The organism is Alteromonas sp. DY56-G5 (assembly GCF_041414725.1).
Lineage (GTDB): Bacteria > Pseudomonadota > Gammaproteobacteria > Enterobacterales > Alteromonadaceae > Alteromonas > Alteromonas macleodii.
Window position 1 is genome coordinate 60,200 of record NZ_JANHZQ010000002.1, and the last position, 14,032, is coordinate 74,231.

The window sequence follows — 14,032 nt, forward strand, 5'->3', positions numbered from 1 at the left end:
GGCTTATAGGCCCCCTTCTTTCGTCCACTCCGTAACAGCTTGGCCTTCTTTTACAAGATGAGCTCCAGCAGCAACGATTTTATCATCGTCGTTTAGCGGGCCTTCAACTAACAGACCGTTGGAAATACCGCGCGTAATCAACACATCTACTGCTTCTACGGTGCCCTTCGTCGCGTCGCTATCACTAGGCTTAAAACGCCATACAATCGCTTTGTCTGGATCTGCATTGTCGGTAACCACCGCACCAAAAGGTACTAGCCAAAGCTTCGCGTTAGACTCAATAAGTTTCGACATATCAAGTAATACGGTGGCGCTCATGCCCGCTAGAACATTGATGTCGTCTGGTTCTGGCAGAGTAATTGTTACCTCATAGCTAAGCTCGCCTTGTCGCGTGGTGCTTTCGTGATCCTTATACATGGCCGCGTAACGCTTGTCTGGCATACCTGAAAAGCTCACCCATGCCATTTCAGATGTACGATTTTCACGGGCTCGTGAGCGATCAATCATACGCATTTTTTGCTCAGGCAATTGAAACGTAACGTCGATTGCACCCGGCATATGAAGCTCGGCAATGGTTTGCTGCGGTACAATGACTTGGTAATTTTCAACAGGAACAGACGCAATAAGCCCCGCAAACGGTGCGCGAAGCTCCGTATAGCTTAGCTGGTCCTGTGCGTTGGTCAGACTGGCTTTAGCGGCTAAAAAATTGGCTTTCGCTTCATCAAAAGTAGAGCGGCTTACCGCGCCTTTTTCAACGGAAGCCTCCATGCGTTCAAACATCGCCGATGACACGTCAAACTGAGACTGGGCGGTGGCTAACTGTGCTTTCGCGTCTCTATCATCAAGTCTAGCGATAAGTTGGTTCTCTTTAACTTCCTCGCCCGCTTTTACTTTGAGTTCTTGGAGTTTGCCGCCAATGCGAAACGAAAGGTTTGAATACTCAGCCGCTTCCACTTGCCCCGGGAATTTAGCGATGGTTTCGTCTGAGTGCTGCACTTTATAAAGCGTTACCGGTGTTGATGAGACTGCTTTGGGAGGCGTGGGGGCTTCTTCACACGCACTTAATCCAGCGAGTGCAGTAAATACCATCACAGTGCACAGGGCTAAGCTGTGAAAGAGACTTTTTTCAGACAACATGGTAACTCTCCATTTAAATAGACCACTTTTTATTCCCACTAAGGCAATGGGTTATCTTGTACAAGGCGCGTGTTAACTTCTGAACGTGAAAGATAAAAAGCCAATATACGACAAGTTTGATATACATACAGGTTATAGCGTTTTTTTCCCTTTTCGATCAGCTTTTTGTTTATTTTTACAAGGCGATAGTATGCTACCGCCCATAAATATTCGTGGGTGTCCGGTCACTATCAGACAATTACCCTCTCGAAATACCGCCGGCTAGTTCGCAATTCACCCTAATCAGGTTTCTCATCGGGCGCGAGGTTTTCAGCATAGCCTTTCGGTGGTGGCGTCCAGCCACGCATTTTCGAATGCTTGTCGTGTAAATCTGCTTTTAGCGCATTTTCGATTAGCGACTCAAGTTCAATAAAGAGTTTCAGATAATTATTGTCTACTCGTTCTCCGCTGGCCTCATCCGCCCACGCGTGATACAGCACATCGTTTTGCTGAGCCTCAATATTTTTATACGCCATTTTTTGCCGTTCAACTTGGAAAGGGTGAATATTGAGTGAGCGAAGTGCCTCTGCGCCCATCTCAAGAGCGCTGTGGTACGTTTCAGATACCACAAAATCTGCGCCCAACTGGCGCAAGCGATACCCATGACCGCGGTCAAAGGCACGCGCAAGCACTTTAATGTTAGGAAATGCGTGCTTGGCGTATTTCACCATTTCGGCAGCGGTTTCTTTATCGTCTATAGCAATAACTAATAACGAAGCTTCATGGGCGCCAGCAGTATGCAAAATGTCTGGTTTGGATGCATCGCCAAAATAGGCTTTGGTGCCAATCCGTCTGATAAGGTCTATTTGCTCAGAGCGAATATCAAGCACAACGGTATTTACATCGTTGGCCACTAAAAGACGGTTAATGATTTGTCCAAAGCGCCCAATTCCAGCAATCACGACTGTGCCTTTCTCGTCAATCTCATCTTCATCTCGCTGTGATTTCGCGTTTTTGTAGCGAGGAATGATGGCCTTGTCGAAAAGAATGAAAAGTCCTGGCGTTAGGAACATTGAAATGGCAACAACAAGCGAGAGAACAGAAATAATGTCGCTGGGAAGCACATAGTTTTGCGAGGCAAAACTTAATAGCACAAAGCCAAATTCACCCGCCTGAGCAAGACTTAGTGTGAACAGCCATTTGTTAGTGCCTTTTATTTTAAAAATTAAGGCGATGATAAACAGCACAATGGCTTTCACAAGCATAACAGCTACGGTTAGCCCTGCTATTAGCATTGGGCTCTCACTAAGTACAGAGAAGTTAATGCCTGCGCCTACCGTTATAAAAAAAGAGGCCTAACAATAAGCCTTTAAACGGCTCGATATTAGCTTCAAGTTCATGCCTGAATTCACTGTTTGCCAAAACTACACCAGCCAAGAATGCACCAAGGGCGGGAGAGAGACCTACAAGTCCCATTAGTGCTGCAATTCCTATAATGAGCATGAGCGCAGTGGCGGTAAAAATTTCCCGTAAACCCGACGCAGCAACAAACTTAAATAAGGGGCGACTTAAGTAGTGTCCTCCGATGGTCAAAAAGGCAATTGAGCTAATGATTACAAGACCTGAAGCCCAAGGGGCAAGCCCGTCAACTAAATTAAAGCTATCGTGTGACCCTGTATCGCCGCCATGTGCATTTCCTGCTTCGACCAGTTCGGGTATGGCAAGAAGAGGGATAAGCGCAAGCATTGGAATAACCGCGATATCTTGAAACAACAAAACGGAAAAAGCGCTTTTGCCTCCTTCCGTTTTTTGCAGCCCTTTTTCCTGCAACGTTTGTAAAACAATGGCAGTCGAAGAAAGGGCGAATATAAGGCCTATTGTAAGGGCAATGCTAAAAGGCTGATCAAGCAATATGGCTACGCCTGTGATAAGGGCGGTGGTTAACGCTAACTGAAGGCCGCCCAATCCCATTAGTTTTGACTTCATCGCCCACAGCGAGCGAGGCTCTAGTTCTAGTCCAACCAAAAACAGCATCATGACTACACCGAATTCAGCAAAATGTTGAATGGCAACAGTTTCGTCACCAACAAGGCCGAATATGGGGCCAATCACTAGCCCTGCTATTAAATAGCCTAGTACAGACCCTAATCCAAGACGCTTCGCAATGGGCACTGCAATTACGGCGGCGACCAGATAGATAAATGCATATAGAAAATAGCCAGTCACATTAATCTCCTTGAGGTGTACAAAGGTCTGCGAGATTCTCGATGTGCTTTGCTTTTTCTAGATTCAGGGTGTTAGTGGTCAATTTGTTTAGCAAGGTTGTCCACTTACCTCTATGTTCAGCAACGCGATGCTCTTCTTGCGCAGTACGAGAGCCAAAGATCGCAAAAGGAGCGATGTAGGTCATGTGCGTGATCTGAGCCATTTGCTCTAAAGGCTGGAGCAGTTGCCTGATGGTGTAATGATTAAAGCCATCAGTTTGATAGGCTTCTTCCTTACCGCCTGCACTTAATGCGCAAAGAAATAATTTATCTTTAAGTGCAGTGCCTTCATGCCCATAGGCAAAACCATATTCCAACACTAAATCTTGCCATTCTTTTAAGATTGAAGGTGTGGAATACCAGTAAAGTGGAAACAGAAAAACAACGACATCGTGATCGATTAAACGCTGCTGCTCCCGTTCAATATCAATATTGAAATCTGGATACTCTGCATACAAGTCAACAGCAGTAACGTGTTTATTCATTTTTGCTTCGTGAAAAAGCGGCACATTTACTTCTGAACGGGTTTGCGCGGGGTGGGCAAAGAGAACCAGTACTTTCTTACTTTTCTTAGTGCTCTCTACATTGCTTTCAATGATGTTCTCGTCAGTCATACATTTCTACTCAGTGCTACAGCCAGCTCTCGTTGGGCTATAAGGAGCCGTTGATTTTTGATGTGCAAAACACGGCAAAGGTCAAAAGACCCTAGGTTATTCATTAATTCAATCTGTACGTTTAGAGCAAATAAGAATGTGTTTTTCCTCAAAGTTATAAGGTTACTAATATTTATTAGGTTGAAAAAAGTAACCTGATTACCATTATGTACTCACGTATAAAAACAGCTTCTAATAGAAGCGTAGACGGAACACTATTTTTAACTTTTGATTAGGGCCTGTTGACCTTTGATGTACAGCAAAGGTCAGCAGGCCCTAGGACAGTATAAACATGAAAACACCAGTAAAAACACTCGCACTTGCATTATCTTTACTTTCTCCCCTTGTTTCTCTTTCTACTCAAGCCCTGCCGCAAGGAAGTGAGCTTAAAGCTGGGGCTGCGGTATGGAACTTGTTTGATGACGCAGACCGTTACGCATTGCATGTGGCTTATGTTCACAAACCGCTCGAATCATTTTACGGAATTCGACCAACAGTTCTCTTGGTAAACGCAGATCAAGGCCAACACTATTTCGCTGCGGGGTTGGCAAAAGACGTCTACAAATACAATGACTTTTCAGTACGCGTTGCCTTTCACGCGGGCATTGTTGATGAATCTGAAAATTTAGGCGACACCATTGAATTCTATTCATCACTTTCCGGACTCTACAATTTTTCTGAATCATTTTCACTAGAAGCTGAAATTGGCCACATTTCTAACGGCGGGCTAGGGGACACGAACCCTGGTTCAGAATCGTTTGTATTAAGTGCTCACTACCATTTCTAATCTCGCCTAAACAAGTTGTGCCTAGTTCGTTCGTTAAACAGCCCGCTTAAAACGCGGGCTGTTCATTTTTGGCAAAGACTTTTTTAACTTAACTTTCTGTCGGGCAAGGTGCGCCGCCGTTAATCCAAACCGACATTGCCTTAGCAAACTGTGCATGTGTCCCAGGAGCAGGTGTTCTGCCTGGGCCGGGGTTCCATGCCCATCTCACTAATGGATCATCACTGACATGATGCTCAAATTCTTTTTTAAACGTTTTCATGTCATCTCTTCCCCCACGTTGAGCAAGAAAAGAGTTCAAACGCGGGTTTAACCAATTGTTGCATAATTTTGAGGGTGTCATGTCGCTGCCAATAATCATGGTAGGAGGCGGCATGTGCCACACGAAACCTGGCATAAGGTCGTTTGCTGCACCAGGCGGCCTGCCGGGTTCACGCGCATTTTCATCTTGGTGACATCCGCGGCAGTTTACGGGGTGCGTTTCGCCAACCTGAACAAACTTTCCATCTTGCACCGCCATTTTCAAGTTGTTCAAAGAGGTAATGTTCATAGGGTGGGGAACGCTGTTGTCGCCCACTGTCGGTCGGTGAGCGCCATCTTCAATAACACCATGACAGTTCACACACCGTGGATGTGTTGCTACATCGAACAAGTAGTTAAATGCTGTCGTTGGGTTAGGAACTTGCTGATAAGCTTCAAAAGCAGGCGTTGAGTTAGCTGCTTTTGAAGCGCTAGCGGTCAAATTACTATGGTCGCTATCGTCACTTTTATTTGCAATACACCCACTCAGGACGAATGATGAGAGAGCACCAATTAATAGGACTGTTATCATTTTCATCATACTGCCCTTATGCTTTTAATGCTGCGGTAACGTGTTGAGCAAGCATGGGCAAATGACGTAGCCGTACACCAATAGCTTGGTACACGGCATTGCCGATAGCCGGCGCGACACCAATAACGCCTGGTTCACCCAGTCCTACTGGAAACTCCTCACTTTCAACAAGTTCAATATCCATCTCTGGGACATCGTTCATACGTAGAGGAAGGTAGGTATGTAAGTTTGTTTTTGAAACCTGACCGTTTTTCACTTCGTTATGTTCAAACAGTGCCAAGCTCAGTCCCCACAGCAGTGAACCTTCAAGCTGTGCCATCGCGCCATCTGGATGAATAACAATACCAGCATCAGACACAACCCATAACTTCTTAACCGTTATCTTTCCAGTGCGCTTATTAACGTGAACATGGGCTGCAGTCGCGAGCCAAGCTGGCATAGTGCGTTCTTGTCCCGCACTTACGCTATAGCCAATGCCTTCATCAGCACCAAGTTCAACACTCGCAGTCTTTTTCTTAAGAATTTCAAGCGTATTGGCAAGTCGAGTGGCACCGCCGACACTTTCAGGCGCTTTGCCCCCTTGTTTACCTTTACCGTCTAACAGTGCAAGTCTGAAGTCGACGGGGTCTTTGTTCGCTTTCATTGCCACTTCGTCAATAAATGATTCTAAGCCCCATACAATCCAACCTTGGCCTACCGAACGCAGCCAACCTGGCGTAAACGTATCTTGCGCTACCTTATTGTTAACCGCGCGTGCGCGATGGTGAGACATGGTGTACCAGTGGTCGGCACCAGATGCCGAAAACATATCGACTTTTCCTTCGCCACTTACTCCTGGTGCTAGAAATCCTGGTGCCATTTTTAGTGTTGGCCAGCCTGCCGCTAGCGCATGCTCCATGCCTAAAAACTGATTATTTTCATCGAACGACGCATTAAACAGTGAAGTAGAGGCAGAGCGGGGTTGATCAAATAATGTATCATCCGGGCGCATGAACACCAGTTTGACTGGCTGGCCAGCAGCTTTAGCTGTAAGCAAAGCTGGAACAACCCAATCACCAAAAAGGCGTCGCCCAAAGCCACCGCCAAGATAATACTGGTGAAGGACCATATCACTTTCTGGCACTTCTGCGGCTTTAGCTACAGTAGGAAGTGTTAGGCTCTGCCACTGGTTACCCGTATGAATATGCCATTTACCGCCTTTAAATTCAGCAATGGCGTTAAGTGGTTCTAGCTGGAAATGATTGGCAGTCGCTGTGGTGTATAAAGCCTCAATGGTTTGTGCTGCTTTTGTTTGCGCCAGCTCTATATTTCCTTCGTCTACAAAAACGGTGCCTTCCTTACGGTCGCGCACAATTCTTTCGCCTTCTTTTTGTATATCGGCTTCAGAAACATTAGCGGTTTTACCGGCGTTATAGCCGACTTTCACCATATCAACGGCTTTAATCGCAGTAGGGTAGTCTGTAGCCAATACAGTGACCCAGCCTTCGATGGTACCGCTCGGATCGGTAAGCACTTTATAACCTTTATATCCCGGTAGACTCTTAGCCTTACTGTCGTCGACATTTGTTACTGTACTGCCATAACGAGTCGGAGGCAGAATGGGGCGTGCATAAAGCATGTTTTCCACTTCAACATCAATACCGTATACCGCAGTACCGTTAGTTTTAGGCGGAATGTCGAGAGCCTTGTAGTCTGCATTAACGCCAATAAGGTGGCGTTTTTTTCCCGGCTTAATCGGCAGTTCCGCAAGCTCATCTGCACTGAATGTTTTGTCTACTTTGCCATTCGCTACGATATCGCCATAGCTAATTTTCTTGTTACCTGAGATAACAAAGCCTTTTTCTGCTTTACAACTATCGCCAGGCACGCCAAGTAGCTTCGCACCTGCATCAATTAACACCATGCGGCCAGCGGCGCCCGCCTGAGACATGGGCTTGTAGGTATGGAAAATTGACCAAGAGCCGCCTGTTACCATGTAGCCCCATTTCGGGTCTGTATCAACGTGCACTATAGACACTTTCTCCCAGTCGCACTCAAGCTCATCAGCCAAGATTCTAGCGATTGGCGTGCCGATATGCTGACCCATTTCCGCTTTGGCTATGTTGACGGTAACGTTGCCATCTGTATCCATTTCAAACCAAATATTTGGAGAAAACTTTTTGGTTTCAATACTTTCTTTTGCCGACAGCAGGGATGGAACAACGGCAGCACCAAATGCCATGAATAAAGACGTTTTCACTGATCCAACCATGAAAGAACGGCGAGATAAGTTGATCATGTCTTTCTTTTCTTGAGAGATATTTTTCATGCTCATGCGCTTTCCCCTTCTGATGAAGCGGTTGGATCAAAGTATTGAACGGAAGACGTTGCAGCGCGCTTAATCGCCTTTTTTATGCGCGCGTAAGCCATACAGCGACAATAATTTGTGCTCATGTGATTAACGATATCTTGGTCGCTCGGGTTTGGATTTCTGTCTAGCAATGTCGCCGCCTGCATGATTTGGCCAGACTGGCAATAGCCACACTGAGGAACCTGCTCTTCTACCCAAGCAGATTGCAGCGGATGCGCGTTGTTGAAGCTTTCAATAGTGTTTACGTTCTTATCTTTAGCTAACGAAACGGGATAGGAGCAAGAGCGAATAGCGTTACCATCAATATGTACCGTGCATGCGCCACACATCGCTACACCGCACCCAAACTTGGTACCTTTTAGTCCAAATTCATCGCGTATTACCCAAACGAGAGGCGTATCTGATGCAGCATCTGTCTGCACTCTTTTTCCATTTAACGTAAATTCAATCATGGTTTGTGTCACCGTGAAGTTAATGTTTAATATGCTCTCGCCAAGGCGCTGTACTTGGTTTGAACGGTCTGTTTTGCCTGTTTTAATTGGTATTATTAAAATCTGGCCGCGTTGGCTCTCCCTTTAATAACCGCTCACTCCATAGACGCCCGAATGAACCTTTCGAATTGGAGTTAGACTAATTAACTAAAGGTATACTAGAGGCCAAACTTGCTTATGTGGTCTATTTTAGTTACCTTGTTCAAACAAACAATTAGTATACTTTTAGTAACTAGGTGGCTTTTTTAGGAAAATAGATGGAAAGTGAAATAAAAACAGACGCTAAGGGTAGAAAAACCGTTCTAAATACTTGTACAGAGCCTTGTGCTATAGAGCGTGGAATGCGCCTAATTGGTGGAAAGTGGACGGGTTCTATTATTTATCATCTCAAAGATGAGCCTGTTAGATTTAACGACCTGTGTAGAATGCTGGGCGGCGCCAGCCGGAAGATGGTCGATCAGCGCCTTAAAGAGCTGGAAAACAACGGCATGGTCATTCGCAACGTTATCGACTCTCGTCCAATTGCGGTTGCTTATAGTCTCACCGAGTTTGGGCGCTCAGCGCTAGATATTCTTGAACAGCTAAGAGTCTGGTCTGAAAACCACACGAATGATTAAATACCGCTAGCGGTGAGTATTTATCTCACCGCATTTGCTTTATAAAGAGCTAGACCGACACTAGCGGTAATCGAAGTACTTTTTCAACAAGCTCTCCGGCTTTTTCTTGGAAACCAACAAAGTGTTCAGTAGCTTCATGAGCATCAAGGGCATCCTGAGATTGCCATTTCTCCGTAATAACAAACACACCCTCTTCACTTGCATGTAGGTCATACATCACTGCGCCGACTTCTTCTCGGCTTGATTTAACCAAGGGTAACAATGCGTCTAAAAGTGCATCTTGTTGGTTTGGTTGAGAATAGATTACGACTGAAAACTCGATCATTTTACTGTCCTATTGAGAAAAAACGCTAACATAGGCAACTAACGGAGTAATGGTTAGCGTTTAAAGCTGACTAGCAACTTTTTTCAGGTGAAAAGCAATCTCCACCATTAAATGCCTTTTACCGCTATGTCGCAGTTAGACGCTATCTAAGCCTTTTTCTTAGATGCATTTTTTAGCGAATGAAAAAAGTTAATCTATAATGACTTATACTAAAGTATAAAAGGGTGCTCATTATCCTTTGAGTGCCACCTCTTGAGGCGACGGAATGCAATTACCGAACGGGGCGATGCCCTATGTTTGAAAAAACTTTTCACTTTTGTCCTGTTGGGCTCGCTCACGTAAGCGTGGATGGAAGCTTTATACGTGTAAATAAGCGACTGTGTGATTTTTTAGGATATTCTGATGAAGAACTAACGACGTTAACCTTTCAAGAATTAACTGCGCCAGATTATCTTGATGAAGATCTAAGTTACTTAGAGCGCCTGATGGCAGGTGATATCGATGACTATGCGATTGAAAAGCGATATGTAAGGCGCGATGGCGAGCAAGTTTGGGCGAAGTTAACAGTGTCTTTAGTAAGAGATCAGCGCGGCAACCCAGACTATTTTATTTCTATTGTGGAAGATATCGACGAGAAAAAGCGCATCCAGTCTGAGCTCTTTCAAGTTGATGCCTTGTTTAGCAAAATTGTTAGCGCATTTTCTGATAGAACGTTTATATGGGTGGCGACGCCAGACTTGTCTAAACTGCAATACGTTAACGATGGCTATTCAAACATATTCGGTCGCAACGAGTACGAACTTTACTGTAACCCTATGAGCTTTATTGATCATGTACATGAAGATGATAAAGCACGGGTGTTAAAACTGTTCAGTCAACGCCCTTTGCAGAATTGGGATATTCAATATCGTATATACGACTCGAAAGGCGAAGTGAAGTACCTTCACGATCGCGGAAGCTTGATATTTGACGACCGTGAAATGCAGTCGCTTATTTTAGGTACGGCCGACGATATAACAAGAGAGAAAACGCAGCAGCAAGCTCTGATGAGCGCCGTCACTAAATTAGAGCACCTGTCGAAAACCGACTCGCTCACTGGACTTGCCAATAGGAGAGAGATATTTAGCCAGTTAAGTGACGAAATTTCTCGTATGGATCGTGGCCAACAAACGTCAACGCTTGTTTATATAGACTTAAACAAATTCAAAGAAATTAACGATAAATACGGTCACAAGGTAGGAGACAAGGCGCTTGTTGAGTTCTCTGAAAGAATGAGTGGTTTGCTGCGTGATAGTGATAGATTCGGTCGTATTGGCGGAGATGAATTTGTGATCCTGCTCTATGGCACGGGTGAAAAGGAAACGGAAGCTTTTTTCAATAGGGTTGCCCAAAGCGACTTTGAAGTTAATGTAGATGGCAATAAGGTAGTACCAATTGGCTTCAGTGTGGGCTGGGTTGAGTGGAGCGAAGGGATTGAAACCGTGCAGGAGTGGCTAGATAAGGCCGATGAGGTAATGTACGGAAAAAAGCGTTATCAGCAAGTTTTAACCGCGATTGATAAAGCGATGTAGATAGCTATTTCTGAGACTCGATATCTACATCGCTTTCGCCATTTTATTGTTGTCTTTGAGCGAACCAGCGCGCTATTTCCTGACGCTCTTTGTCTGTCATTTTTGTCTTATTTAAAAATGGCATGTCTTTGGTCACAGTGGTTCTTCGAACCACTTGTGGCGCAAACCTTTCAATATCTTCCCATGTATCTAATATTACGCCTAAAGGTGCGACTTTAAAGATATCGTCGGTTGGCGTGCGCGAGTGGCAACCCACACAATGGGTTGTAATTAAGCTTACTACGCGCTCATTGCTTACTTCAGAACTCGCTTGGGCGACTGCATTATTAGCCGTTACTTTTTTACCTACTTCATCGACAAGGCTCACATCTTCATGTCCTTCATTCGATGTATGTGATGGCGACTGAGGCCATGACACCCATAGCGCTATTGCTAGCATAGCGACTGCGCCAGACACTAAAATACCTGGTTTAGTGATGCCCACATGACGCAAGTTAAAGAAATGACGTATCCAAGCGGCAGCGGCCATTATCGCAATGAGTACCAGCCAATTTTGCGGGTGTTGATACGTCATGGGGTAATGATTTGAAATCATGATAAACAGCAGAGGCAGCGTAAAGTAGTTATTGTGTACCGAACGCAATTTAGCACTCGCACCCCAAGTAGGATCAATATCTTTCTTATCGGCTACAGCTGCTACCATTTTGCGCTGGTTCGGCATGATGTTGAAAAAGACATTCCCTGCCATGATAGTGCCAATAAGCGCACCAACGTGAATATAGGCACCGCGACCGCTAAACCACTGGGTAGACAGGTAGCTGACAATACAAACAAGCGCGACTAATCCAATACCGAAGGCAAGTGGATATTTTGCCAATGGGCTGCGACACGCAAATTCGTATAAGGCTAGTCCGCCAAAGATTAACCCTAAACCTAAAGATATTGCCGTGGTCGGTGACATGGCGTTTACCGAAGGGTCGATAAGATAAGCGCTAGCACCAAAGTAATAAACAATTATGAGTAGTGCGAAACCCGATAACCACGTGGTATAGGCTTCCCATTTAAACCAGTGTAGCGTTTCTGGCATTTTCTCTGGGCCATAGGCGTATTTTGCGACCTCATAAAAGCCGCCACCGTGAATAGCCCATAAGTCGCCTTTGATACCTTTATCCTGCTTCCATTTAGGTGGCGTGCGTAGATTGTTATCCAACCAAATGAAGTAAAACGACGCGCCAATCCACGCTACACCCGCTACAACGTGGAACCAACGTACAAATAAACTTATCCAATCTAGCCACGGCATTATTGTTCTCCTTATTTAGGGCCCAAAGGCCCTACAGCAGCCTGTTATTAATGATGTTCTTTTTTATAGCGGCAGGTGCCGCTTATCCACGTTTGGTCGATAGCGCGGTCATCACCTAAAATACTCAAGGCAAAAAACACATCGTCAAAGTCCGCGTCTTCTTTTATTCTCAATTGTGTCAATTCGTCAAACCTAGGCTCAACAACGATAAAGTCAGCGGTGGTGCCTGGGTTTAAGTTGCCTATTTCATGATCAAGCGCATGAGCTACGGCCGCGCCTTGGGTCATAAGATAAAAGCCTTCTAACGGGCTGATGGGCTCGCTGCGCAATTGACTAACCTTGTATGCATCGCCGTAGGTTTTAAACATGTTAAACGTAGTGCCTGCACCCACATCGGTGGCCATGGCCACATGGACCTTGTTAGCACGCGCTGCGGTCATATCAAAAAGGCCACTTCCTAAAAACAGGTTAGATGTCGGACAGAAGGCCACCGTAGCGCCGCTTTCGCCTAAGCGTGCCCATTCGTTAGGCGTAAGGTGAATGCCATGGCCAAACACCGCACGTTCACGCACAAGGCTGTAGGTGTCATATACATCTAAATAGCCGTCCGCTTTAGGGAATAAGCTCTTCACCCATGCAATCTCGTCTAAGTTCTCAGACAAGTGTGTTTGAATGAAAACGTCGGGATACTGCTTGGCAAGTTCCCCTAATGCAGCAAGCTGCGCTTCAGTACTGGTTGGCGCAAAACGGGGCGTTAGCGCATAGCGGTTGCGGCCCTTGTTATGCCAAGCTTCGATTAATTCTGCACTGTCAGCTTGTGCTGTGTCGGCGCAGTCATTAAGCGCACTAGGGCAATTCCTGTCCATACATACTTTACCGGCCACAATTGCCATATCAATTTCGCTTGCTGCACTAAATAATGCGTGGCTACTGCTTTTATGAACCGTAGTAAAAACAAAACCTGTGGTAGTACCGTTCTTTAGCAATTGGCGTAAAAATACATTAGCAATGGTTTTAGCGTGTTCACTGTCAGCAAACTGCATTTCTGTGGGAAACGTATAGTTTTCAAGCCAGCTCAACAGCTGCTCGCCATAATGAGCTATGCTCTGTGTTTGCGGATAATGCAGGTGGCTGTCTATTAAACCTGGCAAAATCCACTTGCCTGAAAAATCTGTCACAGTGGCAGCCGGGTAGCGCTTTGCTATCTCTTCAAATGTGCCAATGTCTTTTATTTCTTTATTGTCTACTAACAAACCACCGTCTTTGAATATAGCGATGTCATTATCGAACTGTGTAGTTTGGTTAGGAAAGTGCGCAATGCTTGCACGAAAAAGCTGCATGTTTGTTAGCTGCCCCTGTAGCTGCTGAAACCGAATGGAGAGATTAGAAGTGGCACATGATAATGACCGCCATTCTCATCAAGTTCAAATGTAATATCAATGTGTGGGTAGAAACTTTTGCCATGCGTTTCTACAAGGTAAGGCTTGCAGTGAAAGCGCAGGGTATAAACGCCTGCGGCAAAACCGTCTTCAACGCCCCAGTTGTTAAAACGCCCGTCATTATCCGTTTCACCCGAAAGGGTGCTACCGTCAGGTAGTGTAAGTGTAAGGGCAATGCCTTGTGCTGGCTTACCTAATGTAGTGTCGAGTACGTGGCTAGAAAGCGTATTCATACTGTTTTCCTTAAAAACTATTCAATGCGTATTGACCATATTTTTGAAAATTCG

Annotated in this window: 12 protein-coding genes and 1 pseudogene; 3 read left to right on the forward strand and 10 right to left on the reverse strand. The window is 45.3% G+C overall.

The window, feature by feature from the left end; genetic code table 11:
• Positions 1–3: 3 nt before the first annotated feature.
• The 3 genes and pseudogenes from NO989_RS01195 to NO989_RS01205 all read right to left on the reverse strand — a co-directional run bounded on the left by NO989_RS01195 (position 4) and on the right by NO989_RS01205 (position 3,994).
• Positions 4–1,137 carry an efflux RND transporter periplasmic adaptor subunit gene (locus NO989_RS01195; protein WP_371341910.1) on the reverse strand — a complete coding sequence of 378 codons (1,134 nt, stop codon included), beginning with the start codon at positions 1,135–1,137 and terminating at the stop codon, positions 4–6.
• 278 nt (positions 1,138–1,415) lie between these two features.
• Positions 1,416–3,342, reverse strand: a pseudogene (locus tag NO989_RS01200) (monovalent cation:proton antiporter-2 (CPA2) family protein).
• A 1-nt stretch (position 3,343) separates the two neighbouring features.
• The gene (locus NO989_RS01205; RefSeq protein WP_069944076.1) at positions 3,344–3,994 is read right to left on the reverse strand and encodes an NAD(P)H-dependent oxidoreductase; all 651 of its coding nucleotides are present in this window, start codon (positions 3,992–3,994) and stop codon (positions 3,344–3,346) included.
• Between the two features lie 331 nt (positions 3,995–4,325).
• On the opposite strand from NO989_RS01205, the gene NO989_RS01210 reads away from it, so the two are divergent.
• Positions 4,326–4,820: an acyloxyacyl hydrolase gene (locus NO989_RS01210; RefSeq protein ID WP_014949059.1), complete on the forward strand. Its 495-nt coding sequence runs from the start codon at positions 4,326–4,328 to the stop codon at positions 4,818–4,820.
• Between the two features lie 88 nt (positions 4,821–4,908).
• On the opposite strand, the gene NO989_RS01215 is transcribed toward NO989_RS01210, so the two are convergent.
• The 3 genes from NO989_RS01215 to NO989_RS01225 are packed head-to-tail and all read right to left on the reverse strand — an operon-like array spanning position 4,909 to position 8,451.
• Positions 4,909–5,658, reverse strand: a complete 750-nt coding sequence (locus tag NO989_RS01215; RefSeq protein WP_371341911.1) for a hypothetical protein — start codon at positions 5,656–5,658, stop codon at positions 4,909–4,911.
• A gap of 7 nt (positions 5,659–5,665) precedes the next feature.
• Positions 5,666–7,963 (reverse strand): molybdopterin cofactor-binding domain-containing protein, encoded by a 2,298-nt coding sequence (locus NO989_RS01220; RefSeq protein ID WP_371341912.1) that lies wholly within the window; start codon positions 7,961–7,963, stop codon positions 5,666–5,668.
• Positions 7,960–8,451 (reverse strand): (2Fe-2S)-binding protein, encoded by a 492-nt coding sequence (locus NO989_RS01225; RefSeq protein ID WP_371341913.1) that lies wholly within the window; start codon positions 8,449–8,451, stop codon positions 7,960–7,962. The genes NO989_RS01220 and NO989_RS01225 overlap by 4 nt, the downstream gene beginning before the upstream one ends.
• A 296-nt stretch (positions 8,452–8,747) precedes the next feature.
• Between NO989_RS01225 and NO989_RS01230 the strand changes: the two genes are divergently transcribed.
• On the forward strand, positions 8,748–9,107 hold the full coding sequence (locus NO989_RS01230; protein ID WP_014949063.1) for a helix-turn-helix domain-containing protein: 360 nt from the start codon (positions 8,748–8,750) through the stop codon (positions 9,105–9,107).
• 49 nt (positions 9,108–9,156) lie between these two features.
• Here the strand turns inward: NO989_RS01230 and NO989_RS01235 are convergent, their stop codons facing one another.
• Complete coding sequence (locus NO989_RS01235) at positions 9,157–9,432, reverse strand: putative quinol monooxygenase (RefSeq protein WP_014949064.1); 276 nt, start codon at positions 9,430–9,432, stop codon at positions 9,157–9,159.
• Between the two features lie 293 nt (positions 9,433–9,725).
• Here NO989_RS01235 and NO989_RS01240 point away from each other — a divergent pair, with 293 nt between their 5' ends.
• A complete protein-coding gene (locus tag NO989_RS01240) occupies positions 9,726–11,003 on the forward strand; it encodes a diguanylate cyclase (protein ID WP_039225683.1) in 1,278 nt (425 codons plus the stop codon).
• Positions 11,004–11,046: 43 nt separating this feature from the next.
• Here NO989_RS01240 and NO989_RS01245 read toward each other — a convergent pair whose 3' ends face one another.
• The 3 genes from NO989_RS01245 to uraH are packed head-to-tail and all read right to left on the reverse strand — an operon-like array spanning position 11,047 to position 13,978.
• Complete coding sequence (locus tag NO989_RS01245; protein WP_278347033.1) at positions 11,047–12,306, reverse strand: urate hydroxylase PuuD; 1,260 nt, start codon at positions 12,304–12,306, stop codon at positions 11,047–11,049.
• 47 nt (positions 12,307–12,353) lie between these two features.
• Positions 12,354–13,646, reverse strand: a complete 1,293-nt coding sequence (guaD, locus tag NO989_RS01250) for a guanine deaminase (protein WP_049588801.1) — start codon at positions 13,644–13,646, stop codon at positions 12,354–12,356.
• Between the two features lie 5 nt (positions 13,647–13,651).
• Positions 13,652–13,978 carry a hydroxyisourate hydrolase gene (gene uraH / locus NO989_RS01255; protein WP_014976192.1) on the reverse strand — a complete coding sequence of 109 codons (327 nt, stop codon included), beginning with the start codon at positions 13,976–13,978 and terminating at the stop codon, positions 13,652–13,654.
• Between the last annotated feature and the right edge of the window lie 54 nt (positions 13,979–14,032).